Origin of the sequence: Kitasatospora sp. NPDC057940 (assembly GCF_042887425.1) — a bacterium.
GTDB lineage: Bacteria > Actinomycetota > Actinomycetes > Streptomycetales > Streptomycetaceae > Kitasatospora.
This window is the reverse complement of record NZ_JBHVPH010000006.1, coordinates 222632-237319: the sequence shown is the minus strand read 5'-3', so window position 1 is coordinate 237319 and position 14688 is coordinate 222632. Positions and strand designations below refer to the sequence as shown.

Genomic DNA, 14688 nt, shown 5'->3' with positions numbered 1-14688 from the left:
CGCGCCCCCCCCGGCGGGCGCCGCCCCCCCCCGCCCCCCCCCCGGGGGGGGCCCGCCCCCCCCCGCCCGCGCCCCCCCCCGCCGGGCTTTTACGGGCCGCTGACGGCCCGGGGCGGCCCGACGGTTCCCACCGGGCGCGCGGCGCGGACCGTCGGGCACGCCCTACGGCAGGTCGCCCCGCTCGCGCAGCAACGGCAGGAGGTGGTCGCGCACGGCCGGGGCGAGGCGGAGGGTGTCGTCGCGGCCGTCGGTCCAGCGCAGGGCGGCGAGTTCGGCGGCGGGGACGGGGGTGCGGTCCAGGGCGGCGGTGAAGACGGTCATCAGCATGGGCACGCCCTCCAGGGCGGCGGTGGCGCGGATGTCGACGAGGTGACAGGGGTCGACGGGCACGGCGCCGAGTTCCTCGCGCAGTTCACGGGCCAGCGCCTGGAGCGGGTTCTCGCCCGGGTCGGGCTTGCCGCCCGGGAGGTAGAAGACGTCGGGGGCGGCCTGCTTGCTGACCACGAGCAGTCGGCCGTCCTGGACGATCGCGGCGGCGGCGACGGCGAGGGGGGCGGTCGGGGCGGCAGAGTCGATCATGGTCGGGATTGTCGCAGGTGGGGGCCGTGGTCGGCACCCGAGTAACCCGGGCGGCGCGCAGGACGGCCGGCCGGACCATCGAGTGTGACGCTCGTCACAGCTGATCGGAACGGCTCGCCGACCCCCTCGGGGCGGTGCGGGGCGGCCGGCGCCCCGGCGGCGGCGCCTGTCGCGCCGGAGGGCGGACGGGCTGCCGGAAGAACGGGCCGCGTCCGCCGCCCGACCTGGGGGTCGGGACACGCCGACCGGGAGCCGGTACCGGCGCCGCTCGCCCGCTTCACCCCTCGGCCCGTCCGCCCGGGACGGGGCGCCGCAGCGCATCGCGGTTGTCGCCCCGTGACGCGAAGCTGGCCGATCCCGGGCTGGTTGGCGGATTCCCGCTGAACCCGACTCAGATGTTCATCCGTAGGTTATGCGACGGTCGACCCGTGGTGGGCCGCTGGACGGAGGGATGGACGATGGGACGAGTTCTGACCGAATTGGTGGGCGACGCGGCGGCGTTCGCCGAGGCGCTGGAGGAACGCCGGCCGCAGGTGTTCCGCACCGCGGGCTGGCCCGCGGGGCTGCCCCGGCCGGGCGAGCTGGACGAGGCGCTGCGCGGCGGACTGCTGCGGGTGCCCTACGTCGAGATGGTCCGGGCGGGTGCGGTCGTCCCGCCCGCGGAGTTCTGCACGACCCGGGTGGTCGCCGGTCGCCGGGAGGAGGGCTTCGCCGACCCCGACCGGATCGCCGCCCTGCTGGCCGACGGCGCCACGCTGCTGCTGCCGCAGCTGGACCAGTGGCACGCGCCGGTGCGCGCGCTGGCCACCGACATCGCGGTCGAACTGGGCCGCCGGACCGAGGCGTTCTGCTTCGCGACGGGTGCCGGCCGGCGCGGACTGGACGTGCACCGGGACGACGCGGACGTGCTGGTCGTCCAGCTCGCGGGGAAGAAGGAGTGGACGGTCCACGAGGCCCCCGCCGACGGGCGCTGGCGCCCGGGGCTGGCCCCCGAGCCCGGCGCGGTGGCGCTCGACTCGGTGCTCGGGCCGGGCGAGGTGCTGTACGTGCCGCGCGGGGCGCCGCACACCGCGACGGGCCACCAGGGCCTGTCGGTGCACCTCTCGTTCACGATCCGGGAGGCGGGCACGGGGCAGCTGCGCGGCGCCGTCGGCGAGTGGCTGGCCGGCGGCGGCTGGGCGGACGGGCTGCCGGAGCGCCCGGCGACACCGGCGGAACTGCTGGACACGGCCGCGGAGGTGCTGCGGCTGGGCCGCGCCCGACTGGCCGAACTGACCCCGCAGGAGCTGCTGCGGCTGGCCCGGGGGCCGCTGCCCGCGCCGGTGGCGGACGACGGCCGGGCGGCGCCGGGTCACGGACCGCTGGGTGCCGGCGGCTGAGCCGGGCCCGGACCGGGCGGCGCCCGAACGCACGAGGGCGCGGCTGCCCGGACCGTCTGGTCCGGGCAGCCGCGCCCCGTGGTGCCGGTACTGCTACCGGACTAGATGCACCACGGACGGGTGCAGGACCCCTCACAGGAGATGCTGATCGCGGACTCCTCGCGCTCGCCGAGCTCGGTCGAGACCAGGTCCTGCACGTCAAGGTCGAACAGCTCCAGCATGTCGTCGGCCATGAGGGCCTCCCTTCGTCAGTGCCACGGTTGACCGCGGCGGACTGCAGCGGACGTTAGGCACTCCTGCATGGGCCCAGCAATGGTTCTGCACGGATGAATGGATTAACTCAGCCAAAAATCGAAACAGTTCGATCGATGGTGGACAGTTTTCGATCGCCGGGGTAGACACGACCCGACCCGCCGTCAGGAGTGCGGACCGCGTGGCGGCATCGGCACGAGGCGTGTGGCACGAGGCACCGAGGCACGAGGAGCACAGTGGTCGAGACGCACGGAGCGCCCCAGGACGGACTCTTCACCACGACCGGCCCGGTCCTGCTGCGGACACCCGCGCTGCCGCGCTCGCACCGTCACACCGTCCCGGCCCCGGAGTCCGCCGACCCCGCACACCCCGCGTCGGGGTCCGCCGACACCGCGCTCCTGGCGCACCTCGCCGAGGCCGCCGCCGACCCGGCCCTGCGCGAGGCGATCGAGCTCTCCAGCCCCTCCCTGGCCGACCTGCTCGACCAGGTCGCCGCAGGCACCGTGCCCCGCCCGGCCGCGCTGCGCCGGGCGGCCGAGGCGGTCAGCCGCTACCGGCTGCGGATGGCCACCCGGCCGACGCCGTTCGGGCTGATGGCCGCGGTGGCGCCGGCGCGCTTCGGCGCGGCGGCCAAGGTCCGCTGGGGCGGGGCCGACCGCCGCGCCCTGCGGCCCGACCTGGGCTGGCTGCTCCCGCTGCTCGACCGGCTGCGGACCGACCCCGCGGTGCTGCCCGGCCTGCGACTGGCCGTGGACCAGCAGGCCCGGCTGCGCGGCGGTCGTCTGGTGCTGCCGTACCTGCCCGAGCGTCGGCCCACCGCCGCCGGTGCCGGTGCCGCTTCCGGTACCGAGGCGGAGCCGGTCGCCGAACGGACCGTACGGGCCACCGCCGTCGTCCGGGCCGCGATCCGGACCGCCGCCGAGCCGGTCCGGCACCGCGACCTGCTGGCCGCGCTGACCGCCGACTTCCCCACGGCCCCGGCCGAGGCCGTCGCGGCCCTGGTCCGCTCGCTGGTCGGCCAGGGCTTCCTGCTCACCGACCTGACGCCTCCGCCGGACAGCACCGACCTGCTCGGCCATGTGCTCGACCGGATACCCGCCGACCACCCGGTGCACCCCGAACTGGCGGCCGTCCGGGACGCGTTGGCACAGGCCGCCGCCCTGCCCGGCGGACAGGCCACCGACCTGCTGCGCGAGCTCCGGACCCGGATGACCCGGCTCGCCCCGGCCGACCGCCCGCTCCACGCGGATCTCGCCCTGGACGCCGAGGTGGTCCTGCCGGACCAGGTCCGCACCGAGCTGGAGCGGACCGCCGCGCTCCTCTGGCGCCTGGCGCCGCAGACCCCCGGACCCGAGCACCTGCGCGCCTACCACGCGGAGTTCGTCGAGCGGTACGGCACGGACAGCCCCGTCCCGCTGGCCGAACTGCTCGACCCCGACACCGGCCTGGGCCCGCCGGCCGGCTACCGGCGCCCGGCCGGCCCCCGCGGCACGGCCAACCCCCAGCCCACCCGGGCCCGCACCGACGCCGACGCGGCCCGCGACCGGTTGCTGGCCGAACTGGCGGCGGGCGCCCTCGCCGACCGGGAGCCGGACGGCACGCTGCCCGAAGTGCTCCTGGACGACGACCTGCTGGCCCGGCTGGCCCCGCCGCGCGACGAGGCGGGCGGCGCCGTCGACACCCCGCCCGCCTCCCTGGAGCTGTACGCCGAACTGGCGGCGGACTCCCTGGAGGCGCTGGACGCCGGGGACTTCCGGCTCGTGCTCTCCCCCGTCGCCGGCAGTGACCGCGCCGGGGCCACCTTCGGCCGCTTCGCCACCCTGCTCGCGGGCGCGGGGGGCGACCGCGGCCCGGCTGCCGAACCGGGTACCGAACCGGGCCGATCGGCGGGCGACCCCGCGGCGGCCGGCGGGGCCCTGCTGGCCGAGGCCGCCGGGTCCGTACGGTCTGCCGGGCCCGCCGGGCCCACCGGATCCGGCGACGACGGCGCACTCGAAGCGCACCTGGAGTTCACCCCGTACCGCGCGCGCCATGCCAACATCGCCCTCACCCCGCGCTGGCTCGACCACCGGGTGGTGGTCAGCGCCTTCGCCGACCCGGGCGGCCCGTCCGTACTGCCGCTGGACGACCTGGTCGTGCTGGCCGACCCCGACCGGCTCGCGGTGTACTCCCGCCGCCTCGGCCGGGAGGTCCGCGTCGCCACCCATCACGTGCTCAACCTGCGCAGCGGTGCGCCCAACGCGGCCCGTTTCCTCCAGGAGGTGACGCTGACCGGGCAACGACCCTGGCAGCCCTGGGACTGGGGGGCGGCGAGCAGCGCGCCCGTGCTGCCGCGCGTCCGCCGGGGCCGGGTGGTGCTGGCCCCGGCCACCTGGCGGCTGGCCGCGCCCGTCCCGGCGGCCTCCGCCCCGTTCGAGCAGTGGGACGAGGGCCTGGCCCGCTGGCGCCGACGCTGGGGAGTGCCGGCCGCCGTCCGCCTGATCAGCGGCGACCAGCGGATCAGCCTGGACCTCGACCTCCCGTGGCACCGGCGGCTGTTGCACAGCCAGGCGCGGTCCACCGAGCCCACCGTGCTCCAGGAGGACCCCAATCCGGCCGGCGACGGCGGCTGGCTGTGCGGACCGGACGGTGCGCGGACCGCCGAACTGGTGGTCCCGCTGCGCCGCAGCACGACCGGGCCGACCGCGTCCGGACCTCGCCGCCCGCTACCTGCCCGGCGCGACCGGACCGTCGAACTCCCCGGCGGATCCTGGCTGTTCGCCCGACTGGCGGCCACCGAGGCACGCCAGGAGGAGATCCTGGTCGAGCACCTTCCCCGGCTGCTCGACGCCCTGCCCGCCGACGTGGACCGCTGGTTCTTCATCCGCTACCAGGACTCCGCGCCGCATCTGCGGCTGCGTTTCCACGGTGCGCCGCCGGTTCTCGCCGCCCGGCTGCTGCCCACCGTGCACGACTGGGTGCGGGAGCTGCACCGGGCCGGGCTCGCCGCCGACCTGCGCCTGGAGGGCTACGCGCCGGAGACCGACCGCTACGGCGGCGCCGAGGTGCTCGCCGACGCCGAGCGGGTCTTCCAGGCCGACAGCCTGGTCGCGCTGGCGGCGCTGCGGCTGGCCCGGGCGGAGCGCTCGCTCTCCCGGGACCTGCTCGCCGCCGTGAACCTCGCCGGCACCGTGCAGGCCTTCCTGGCCGGTCGCGCGGGGCAGTCGGCGGGGCAGCCGGCAGGGCAGCCGACGGGAGACCGCGTTCCTGACGGCGGGCCCGAGGGCGGCGCCGGCCTCCCCGCCGGCCTTCCCGACGACCAGCCGGCCGTCCCCGGCGTGCCCTCGGTCGGAGCCTGGCTGGCGGGGGCGTATCCGAAGTCGGAGCGCCACCACCAGGCGTTCCGGGCCCAGCGCGCGGCCGCGTTGCGGGCGATCGGCCCCGACGGGCCGGCCGCCCCGGCGGGCGGCCTGCTGCCCGCCGACCCCGCGCTGGCCGACGCCTGGCGGCAGCGGGCCGTCGCACTCGCGCGGTACGCGTCCAGGGTGGAGCCGTCGTCGGCCGACCCGGTGCTGGCCTCGCTGCTGCACATGGGCCACAACCGGCTGATCGGGATCGACCGCGAGGCCGAACGCCGGGCCTACGCACTGGCCCGAGGCGCCGTCGAGGCCCACCGGGCCCGCCGCTCCAGCCCGCGGGAGGGGCGATGAACACGACGGATCCGATCCGCGCCGTGGCCGAGTTGCTCAGCAGGCCCGGTGCGCTCGAAGAACCGGCCGCCGACGCCACGACGTCCTCGGCGTCCGTGCCGCCCCCGGCGGCGCACACGCTCGGGGCCGGCCGCAGCGGCGCCGCGCTCGCGCTCGCCGTGCTGGCCGACCGCGAGGACGACGCCGCGCTGCGCCGCGCCGCGCACGGGCACCTCGCGGCCGCCGTGAAAGCCCCCGGGGCGATGCGGGGCGGCGGCCTCTTCTCCGGCGCCGCGGCGATCGCCTTCGCCGCCCGCACCATGGCGCGGCGCCCCGGCGAGTACCGCACACTGCTCGACGGGCTGACGCCCCGGGTCCGGCAGGCCGCGGCCGGGCGCGTCGCCGACCTGCGCGCCGATCTGGCCGCCGGCACGGGCCTGCGGGCGCACACCTTCGACGCCGTCTCGGGCGCGGCGGGCCTGGGCCGGCTGCTGCTCGCGCTGGAGCCGACCGGACCGGCGCTGGCCGACCTGCTCACCGCGCTGGTCGCGCTGGCCGAGCCGACCGGCGGTGTGCTGCCGCGCTGGTGGACCGCCGGTGGACCGGGACTGCCCGGCGCGGCTCCCGGCTTCCCCCGGGGGCACCTCAACCTGGGCCTGGCCCACGGGGTCCCGGGCCCGCTCGCCCTGCTGGCGCTGGCCCGGCTGCGCGGTGTGCGGGTGCCCGGGCAGGACGAGGCGATCGAGGCGCTGGCGAGCTGGCTCGCCGCCCGGCGGATCCCCGGTCCGGTCGAGCCGGCCGATCCGGTCGGGCCCGTCCCGGCCGAGCCGGTGCCCGTGGGCCCCGACGCGGCCGGGGGCCGACCCGGCGTGGGCGGCTCCTGGCCGATGACCGTGCGCGTCGAGGACGAGGAGGCCGGCCGGCTGCCGGCCGACCAGCCGACGCGCGCGGCCTGGTGCTACGGAACCCCCGGTGCGGCCCGCGCGCTCTTCCTGGCGGGCGCGGCCCGCGGCCGCTCCGACTGGCGGACCACCGCCGTCGCGGCGCTGACCGACACGCTGCGCGACCCCGCCGGCTGGAACCTCCAGGGCCCCGGGCTCTGCCACGGCACCGGCGGCCTGCTGCGGATCGCCCAGCGGATGGCCGAGGACTCGGGCTCCGCCGAACTGACCGCCCGCCTGCCCGGGCTCGCCGCCACCGTCGCGAGCCGGCTCGACACGGCACTCGGCGCCGGCGACCCGCCCGGCCTCCTGGAGGGGACGGCAGGCGCGGCCCTCGCCCTGCACGCCCACGCCCGCCCCCGTACCGCTGCGCAGGCGTCCTCGGCGGGCACCGGCGACGCCGCCGAGGAGTGGGACGCCTTCCTCCTGATCTGCTGAACTACTGAACTACTCGACTCCTGAGCCGTTGAGCTGCTGAGCCGTTGAGCTGCTGATCAGCAGGAAAGCCGCCCCACCCGCCGGGCCGTCACTTCTTCGGGGCGCCCTACTCCACCGTCACGCTCTTCGCCAGGTTGCGCGGCTTGTCGACGTCGCGGCCGAGGGCCACGGCGGCGTGGTAGGCGAGGAGTTGGAGCGGGATGTTGAGCAGCAGCGGGTCGAGCTCGGGCTCGCTCTTGGGGACGAGGACGCAGTGGTCGGCGAGCTTGTCCTCGGGGCGGCGGTGCGCGATGGCGATCACGCGGCCGGAGCGGGCCTTGATCTCACCGAGGGTGGTGAGGTTCTTGTCGAGCAGTTCGTCGTCCGGGACGAGTGCGACGGTGGGCAGTTCGGGGCTGATCAGCGCCAGCGGACCGTGCTTCAGCTCGCTCGCCGGGTAGGCCTCGGCGTGCACGTAGGAGATCTCCTTGAGCTTCTGCGCGCCCTCCCGGGCGACCGGGTAGCCGCGGACCCGGCCGATGAACATCATGCCCGCCGATCCGGCGTACTCGGCGGCGAGTTCGGCGATGGCCTCGGTCTGCGCGAGCACCTCGCGGATCTGGTCCGGCAGCGCCTTCAGGGCCGCGACGATCCGGCGGCCGTCGGCGGGCGACAGGTCGTGGATGCGGCCGAAGTGCAGGGCGAGCAGCGCGAAGGCGACCACGGTGGAGGTGAAGGCCTTGGTGGAGGCGACCGAGATCTCCGGCCCGGCGTGCAGGTACATGCCGCCGTCGCACTCACGGGCGATGGCGCTGCCCACGGTGTTGACGACGCCGAGCACCCGGCCGCCCTTGCGCTTGATCTCCTGGACGGCGGCCAGCGTGTCGTAGGTCTCGCCGGACTGGCTGACCGCGATGTAGAGCGTGTCCGCCTCGATCACCGGGTTGCGGTAGCGGAACTCGGAGGCGGGCTCGCTGTGCGCGGGGATGCGGGAGAGCTCCTCGATCAGCTGGGCGCCCATCTCGCCGGCGTAGTAGGCGGATCCGCAGCCGAGGATCTTCACCCGGCGGATCTCGCGCAGCTCCCGGGCGTCCAGGTTGAGGCCACCGAGGTGCGCGGTGGAGAAGCGCTCGTCGAGCCGGCCGCTGAGCGTGCGCTCGACCGAGCCGGGCTGCTCGTGGATCTCCTTGAGCAGGAAGTGCTCGTAGCCGCCGGTGTCGTAGGAGTCGATCTCCCAGTCCACGGTGGACGGCTGGTGGTGGGTGGTGCGGGCGTCGGTGGTGAAGGTGCGGAAGCCGTCGGCGCGGACGGTGGCCAGCTCGCCGTCCTCCAGGTGGACGACCTGGCGGGTGTAGCGGACGAGGGCGGAGACGTCGGAGGCGACGAACATCTCCTTCTCGCCGAGGCCGAGAACTATCGGGCTGCCGTTGCGGGCGGCCACGATCCGGTCCGGCTGCTCGGCGTCGAGCACCGCGATGCCGTAGGTGCCGACCACCCGGCCGAGGGCGGCGCGGACCGCGTCCTCCAGCTCGACGCCCTCACCGACGTGCGCGGCGATCAGGTGGGAGAGCACCTCGGTGTCGGTCTCGGAGCGGAACACGACGCCGTCGGCGGTGAGCTTGGCGCGCAGTTCGTCGGCGTTCTCGATGATGCCGTTGTGGACGACGGCGATCCGCTCGGCGCCGTCCAGGTGCGGGTGGGCGTTGGCGTCACTGGGCACGCCGTGGGTCGCCCAGCGGGTGTGGCCGATGCCGGTGCTGCCCTTGAACCGGGCCGGGACGGCGGCGGCCAGGTCGGCGACCCGGCCCTTGACCTTGCGGACCTTGAGCCCGCCGGTGCGACCGGTGACGGCCACGCCGGCCGAGTCGTAGCCCCGGTACTCCAGCCGGGCCAGGCCCTCCAGCAGGAAGGGGGTCGCGTCCTTGGGGCCGATGTAGGCCACGATTCCGCACATGCGTGGTCTCCTCTTCGTGAATGCCGTGAATGCCGTAGTTGCTGTGGATGCCGAAAGTGCAGTGGATGCCGCTCATGCCGTGGATGCGGCGAGTGCGCCGGTGCCGTGAGTGCGCCGGCGCCGCGCCCGCGCCCCCGCCCCGGCAGCGCTCAGCCGTAGACGATCCGGCGCAGCTGGCGGGCCGAGAGCTCGGGTGCCGCGACCCGGCGGGCGGGGAGTTCCTCGGCGAGCCGGGTGAAGATCCGTTCGTTGGTCAGTCCGCGTGCCTGGAGCTCGCCGTGGCGGCGGCGGACGTACTCCTCGGTGCTCTCGGAGAAGTACGCCAGCACCTCCGCCACGACCCGCGCCGCCTCCCGGGGCCCGAGCGGGCTGGTCCGGGTGAGGTGGGCGAGGAGGTCGTCGTGAGGGTGGGGTGAGCTCGGCACGAGTGAGGAGCCTAGGCCGCACCGCCCGCCGGGGCCAAGAATCCTGCCCGAATTCGGGCAGACTTTACGACTTTCAGCTCAAACAACCAGTCACATCGCCCTCCCGAGCCCCTCCCGCCTCCTTCCCGACTCCGTCCCGACGCACCCTTGTAGTCGCACCCCTTCGACACGTAGCGTCATTTTCCGCATACGTAGCGGAAGAACCGGAGGCTTGCTGATGTGCGGGATCACCGGATGGGTCGCCTTCAACCGTGACCTCACCGCCGAACGGGCCGTCGTCGACGCCATGACGGCCACCCAGATCTGCCGCGGCCCGGACGCCGGCGGCGTCCACCTGGAGCGACACGCCGCCCTCGGCCACCGCCGCCTCGCGGTCATCGACCTGGAGGGCGGCGTCCAGCCGATGACCGTCGAGCACGACGGCCGGCTGCTGGCGGCGCTCACCTACAGCGGCGAGGTCTACAACCACCGCGAGCTGCGCGCGGAACTGAAGGCGGCCGGACACCGCTTCCGCACCCGCAGCGACACCGAGGTCGTGCTGCACGCCTACCTGGAGTGGGGCGAGGGCCTGGCCGAACGCCTCAACGGGATGTTCGCCTTCGCGATCTGGGACGCCCGCAGCGAGGAACTGCTGCTGGTCCGCGACCGGATGGGCGTCAAGCCGCTGCACTACCACCCGACCCCCGACGGCGTGCTCTTCGGCTCCGAGGTGAAGGCCATCCTGGCCCACCCCTCGGTCCGCCCGGTGGTCGACCTGGACGGGCTGCGCGAACTGCTCGCCTTCACCCGCACCCCCGGCATCACCCCCTACCGGGGCATCGTCGAGGTCCGGCCCGGGCACGTCGTCCGGGTCCGCCGCGAGGGCATCTCGGTGCGCCGCTACTGGGCACTGGAGGCGCGCGAGCACACCGACACCCTGGAGGCCACCATCGCCACCGTCCGGGCCCTGCTGGACGACATCGTCCACCGCCAGCTCGATTCGGACGTCCCGCTCTGCTCGCTGCTCTCCGGCGGCCTGGACTCCAGCGCCGTCACCGCCCTCGCCGCCCGGGTCCTACGGGCCGAGGGCGCCGGCCCGGTGCGCTCCTTCGCCGTCGACTTCGCCGGCCAGAGCGAGAACTTCCACGCCAGCGAGGTCCGGCCGACCCTGGACGGCCCGTACGCCCGGATGCTGGCCGAGCACGTCGGCGCCGACCACAACGTGATCGAGCTGGACGCCGCCGCGCTCACCGACCTCGCCCAGCGGGACGCCGTCCTGCGCGCCCGCGACCTGCCCGGCGGCTTCGGCGACATGGACATCTCGCTGCTGCTGCTCTTCCAGGGCGTGCGCCGCCAGTCCACCGTCGCCCTGTCGGGCGAGTCCGCGGACGAGCTGTTCGGCGGCTACCGCTGGTTCCACGACCCGAAGACCGTCGCCACCGACGACTTCCCCTGGGCGGTCTCGCTGACCGGCCTCGGCGGCCAGGGAACGGGCCCGCGCGAACACCTGCTCGACGCCGGCCTGCTCGCCGAGCTCGACCTGGCCGGCTACCGGCGGGCCCGCTACCGCGAGGCGCTCGCCGAAGTCCCGCACCTGCCGGACGCCGATCCGCTGGAACGGCGGATGCGCGAGATCTCGTACCTCCACCTGACCCGCTTCGTCTGTATCCTGCTCGACCGCAAGGACCGGATGAGCATGGCCAACGGCCTGGAGGTGCGGGTGCCGTTCTGCGACCACCGGCTGGTCCAGTACGTCTTCAACACGCCGTGGGCGATGAAGCACTTCGACGGCCGGGAGAAGAGCCTGCTGCGCGCGGCCGTCCGGGACGTGCTGCCGGCCGCCGTCGCCGACCGGGTGAAGAGCCCGTACCCGGTCACCGAGGACCCGCACTACCCGGCGCTGCTGCGGGCCGAGCTCGCCCGGCTCGCCGCCGAGCAGAAGTCCCCGGCGCTCGCCCTGCTCGACCGGCGGCGCCTCGCCGACGCGCTCGATCCGGACACCGACCCGCAGTCCGTCCGGCTGTCCGTCGACTTCGCGCTCGAACTGCACACCTGGCTGACGGACTACCAGGTGACGCTGGACATCTGACGGCGGGCCGCCCCGGGCGGCGCGGCGGCCCTGACGGCGGGCCGCTGCGCCGTTCGGGTGATCGATCCGGGTGGTCGATCCCGGGTGATCATCCGGAACCAACCCGCCGCGCCCGGGCGTCGGACGGTGCGGTAGCGTCGCCGACACCTCCCGAATGGCGGGCGATAACGCGGACTCCCGCCGGCGTGCCGTCAGGATGGGAGCGAACCGTCCACCTCGATCCGCCGGGGGATCACCTCATGCAACCGCGGGTATTCGCGATTCTCACCGCCCTGCTCCTGGGCGTCCTGGGCCTCGGGTCGGTGGCCGTCACCGACTGGTCGCCCGCGCCCGCCACCGCGGCGACGGCCCCGGCCGCCACCTCGGGCTCCGGCGCCGCCGCACCCGGCGTCGCACCGGCGGCCGCGAGCGCCACCCCGACCGGCGACCCGGCGGTGTGGACCCGCTCGACGCTGCGCAACAAGCTGATGGCCGAGATGGACGCCACCGACCCCGGCGTCGCGCTCGCCGACCTCGACAAGATCACCAAGGAGAAGCCGTACACCGTGCGCTTCTGCCACCCGATCGCGCACGAGCTCGGCCACGCGGCGGTCAAGCGCTTCAACGCCGACTTCCAGAAGGTCATCTCCTTCCCGCACGAGACCTGCGCGGCCGGCTACCTGCACGGCGCGGTCGAGGAGATGCTCAACGCCTCCGCCCAGCCCGAGGTCGACCTCCTCAAGCTCTGCGCGCCCAAGAACACCGGCCCGTGCATCCACGGCGTCGGCCACGGCACCATGTTCGTCGCCAAGCAGGACGTCCCCAAGGCGCGCGAGCTGTGCAGCAAGTTCCCCAGCGACCAGAACAAGATCCGCTGTTCCGAGGGGCTGTTCATGCAGCTCTTCGGCCCGGACGAGGAGGACGAGAAGGCCAAGGCGAACCTGCCCGCCGACAAGCTCGCCCAGGACCCGCTGTACCCGTGCAAGGACCAGCCGTCCCTGTTCCAGTCCGCGTGCTTCTTCTACGCCCCGACCTTCTACCTCTCCTCGCACGACTACCCGAACCACCCCGAGGTCTACGCCGACGCCCTCAAGTGGTGCCTCAACGGCAAGGCCAGCGGCGGGGCGACCGACTGCAGCCGCGGCGTCGGCTCGCGGACGATGAAGTACAACCTCGACCGCGAGGACTGGGCCGCCCAGCAGTGCGGCACCGCCGCCGACAGCTGGCAGCGCAAGGCCTGCGCCGAGGGCCTGGTCAGCTACTACACGGTGAACTACACCGACGACGGCGCGGCCGGCCGGCTCTGCGCCAAGATCACCAACAGGGAGATGCAGGGCTACTGCCGCTCCGCCAGCGGCCTGTCCAGCTCGCTCGACTGACCCCGCCCCCCGGCCGGGACCGACCGCCCCGTCTCACCTGGAGGGCCCGCGCCGCACGGCGCGGGCCCTTTCCGTAGGATCGGCCGACCGGTCCGCCGGACCGAACGATCAGGGTGCGCCGAGGACGCCGCGCCTCCCCCGCCCCTGGAGAGCCGCCACCATGACCACCGAGGACTTCCGCGCCGCCGCGCACACCGCCGCCGACCTCGTCTCCGACTACCTCGCCGAACTGCCCGGGCGCCCGGTCTGGCAGCCGATGGACGACACCGCCCGCCGGGCCCTGCTCGACGCCCCGCTGCCCGCCGACGGCCGCCCGCTCGCCGACCTCCTCACCGCCATCGGGCAGGACGTCCTCCCCCACCCGATGGGCAACGGCCACCCCCGCTTCTTCGGCTGGGTCAACTCCGCCCCCGCCCCCGCCGGAGTCCTCGCCACCCTCGCCGCCTCCGCCATGAACCCCAGCTCGGCCGGCGGCGACCACGCCGACGTCCACCTGGAACGCGCCGTGGTCCGCTGGATCGCCGAACTCGTCGGCTTCCCGCACCCGGCCGGCGGCGGCCTGCTCACCTCCGGCACCTCGATGGCCACCATCGTGTGCCTGGCCGCCGCCCGCAACCGCGCCGCCCGCCGGGCCGGCCGGGACGTCCGCGAGGACGGCCTGGCCGGTCTGCCGCCGCTGGTCGGCTACGTCACCGGCGAGACCCACTCCTGCGTCCGCAAGGCCGCCGAACTCCTCGGCCTCGGCAGCCGGCACCTGCGCACCGTCGCCACCGGGCCGGACGGCCGCATCGACCCCGCCGGACTGCGGGCCGCCGTCGAACGCGACCGGGCCGCCGGGCTGCTGCCCTTCCTGGTCGTCGCCTCGGCCGGCACCGTCGGCACCGGCGCCGTCGACGACTTCGGCCCGATCGCCGACCTCTGCGCCGAGCAGCGCCTGTGGCTGCACGTCGACGGCGCGTACGGGGCCTTCGGCAGGCTCGACCCGGCCATCGCCCACCGCTACGCCGGCCTGGAGCGCGCCGACTCCCTCGCCCTCGACCCGCACAAGTGGCTGGGCGTGCCCGTCGACTGCGGCTGCGCGCTGGTGCGCGACACCGAGGAACTGCGCGCCACCTTCAGCCTCGTCCCCTCCTACCTGCGCGACGAGGCGGCCGGCGCGCTCGGCTGGTTCTCCGAGTACGGCACCGAGCAGACCCGCCCGTTCCGCGCGCTCAAGGTCTGGGCCACCATCGCCCACAAGGGCCGCGACGGCATCGCCCGGGACATCGCCCGCTGCACCGCCCTCGCCCGTCGCCTCGGCGAACTGATCGAGGCGGACGGGGAGTTGGAGCTGCTGGCCGAGGTCCAGACCTCCATCGTCGCGTTCCGCCACCGCGCCCCCGGGCACGACGAGGCCGCCGTCGACGCCCTCAACCGCGAACTCCCCGCCGCCGTCCAGCGGCGCGGCCGGGTCTTCGTCACCGGAGCCCGTCTCGGCGACCGCGAGATGCTCCGGGCCTGCCTGCTCAACGCCGCCACCACCGAGGCCGACCTGGAGCTCCTGCTCACGGAGGTCAAGGCGGCGGCCGCGGACCTGCAACCGTAACGCGGGCCCGCCGGCCTTAACCACCAGGTCACGGCGGGTTCGTGGACAGGAAACACCCGTCG

General features: G+C 75.3%; 10 protein-coding genes. 6 read left to right on the top strand and 4 right to left on the bottom strand.

What is annotated here, in order from left to right:
- Positions 1-162 precede the first annotated feature (162 nt).
- A complete protein-coding gene (locus ACFVTF_RS13085; protein ID WP_371521592.1) occupies positions 163-579 on the bottom strand; it encodes an NUDIX domain-containing protein in 417 nt (138 codons plus the stop codon).
- Between the two features lie 458 nt (positions 580-1037).
- On the opposite strand from ACFVTF_RS13085, the gene ACFVTF_RS13080 reads away from it, so the two are divergent.
- Positions 1038-1958 carry a JmjC domain-containing protein gene (locus ACFVTF_RS13080; RefSeq protein WP_387812960.1) on the top strand — a complete coding sequence of 307 codons (921 nt, stop codon included), beginning with the start codon at positions 1038-1040 and terminating at the stop codon, positions 1956-1958.
- A gap of 101 nt (positions 1959-2059) precedes the next feature.
- Here the strand turns inward: ACFVTF_RS13080 and ACFVTF_RS13075 are convergent, their stop codons facing one another.
- Positions 2060-2191 (bottom strand): hypothetical protein, encoded by a 132-nt coding sequence (locus tag ACFVTF_RS13075; RefSeq protein WP_387812957.1) that lies wholly within the window; start codon positions 2189-2191, stop codon positions 2060-2062.
- 255 nt (positions 2192-2446) lie between these two features.
- On the opposite strand from ACFVTF_RS13075, the gene ACFVTF_RS13070 reads away from it, so the two are divergent.
- Both ACFVTF_RS13070 and ACFVTF_RS13065 read left to right on the top strand, forming a co-directional pair.
- A complete protein-coding gene (locus tag ACFVTF_RS13070) occupies positions 2447-5899 on the top strand; it encodes a lantibiotic dehydratase (RefSeq protein WP_387812954.1) in 3453 nt (1150 codons plus the stop codon).
- Positions 5896-7257 (top strand): lanthionine synthetase LanC family protein, encoded by a 1362-nt coding sequence (locus ACFVTF_RS13065; protein ID WP_387812951.1) that lies wholly within the window; start codon positions 5896-5898, stop codon positions 7255-7257. Before ACFVTF_RS13070 ends, ACFVTF_RS13065 begins: the two co-directional genes overlap by 4 nt.
- 106 nt (positions 7258-7363) lie before the next feature.
- Here the strand turns inward: ACFVTF_RS13065 and glmS are convergent, their stop codons facing one another.
- Both glmS and ACFVTF_RS13055 read right to left on the bottom strand, forming a co-directional pair.
- The gene (glmS, locus tag ACFVTF_RS13060) at positions 7364-9190 is read right to left on the bottom strand and encodes a glutamine--fructose-6-phosphate transaminase (isomerizing) (protein WP_387812948.1); all 1827 of its coding nucleotides are present in this window, start codon (positions 9188-9190) and stop codon (positions 7364-7366) included.
- Between the two features lie 149 nt (positions 9191-9339).
- Positions 9340-9615 (bottom strand): hypothetical protein, encoded by a 276-nt coding sequence (locus ACFVTF_RS13055; RefSeq protein ID WP_063350341.1) that lies wholly within the window; start codon positions 9613-9615, stop codon positions 9340-9342.
- 217 nt (positions 9616-9832) lie between these two features.
- Here ACFVTF_RS13055 and asnB point away from each other — a divergent pair, with 217 nt between their 5' ends.
- From asnB to ACFVTF_RS13040, 3 genes are all read left to right on the top strand, one after another.
- Positions 9833-11683, top strand: a complete 1851-nt coding sequence (gene asnB, locus ACFVTF_RS13050; RefSeq protein ID WP_387812946.1) for an asparagine synthase (glutamine-hydrolyzing) — start codon at positions 9833-9835, stop codon at positions 11681-11683.
- A gap of 239 nt (positions 11684-11922) precedes the next feature.
- Positions 11923-13041, top strand: coding sequence for a hypothetical protein (locus ACFVTF_RS13045; protein ID WP_387812943.1), 1119 nt, complete (start codon positions 11923-11925; stop codon positions 13039-13041).
- A 160-nt stretch (positions 13042-13201) separates the two neighbouring features.
- Positions 13202-14626 carry a pyridoxal phosphate-dependent decarboxylase family protein gene (locus tag ACFVTF_RS13040; protein ID WP_387812940.1) on the top strand — a complete coding sequence of 475 codons (1425 nt, stop codon included), beginning with the start codon at positions 13202-13204 and terminating at the stop codon, positions 14624-14626.
- Positions 14627-14688 lie beyond the last annotated feature (62 nt).